Source organism: Azoarcus taiwanensis (genome assembly GCF_012910885.1).
GTDB lineage: Bacteria > Pseudomonadota > Gammaproteobacteria > Burkholderiales > Rhodocyclaceae > Azoarcus_F > Azoarcus_F taiwanensis.
On the sequence record NZ_WTVM01000316.1, the window covers coordinates 1 to 396 of the forward strand.

Below are 396 nucleotides of genomic sequence, written 5' to 3' on the forward strand. Positions count from 1 at the left end.
CCAGTGAGCAGCGCCCGTTCGATCCCGGCGTGCTCCTTGGCCTTGAGTAGCCCGCTGTACGCGCCAGCCTGCCGGGCGATTCCGGCATCGCTGCTGAGGATGGCAATGCGATCCACAAGGGCGAGAAGCCCGGCGATCGTTCCCGAGTAGTAGGCCACCGCATCCGGCTGGGACAACGACAGCGCACTGATCGCCTGCCGGCGGTTGCCCAGTTCGTCGAGCTGTCGGAGACTGCTGTTCAGGCTGTCGGCGAGCCCCCGGTCGATCCGCGACGCATCGAAATCGCCGACAAAGCCTCTCAGTGCATTGAGCCGTCGCTCGGTCGCCTGACGCTGGACAGGCAACTCACCGGCGAAACTGGATCCCCCGCTGCCGATGAACCCGGCGGTCATGCCG

At 66.4% G+C, this 396-nt stretch carries 1 protein-coding gene; it reads right to left on the reverse strand.

Annotated elements, in window-relative coordinates:
- The coding region (locus tag GPA21_RS20515; RefSeq protein WP_168989879.1) for a nitrate- and nitrite sensing domain-containing protein at nt 1-396 on the reverse strand (396 nt) is incomplete at both ends.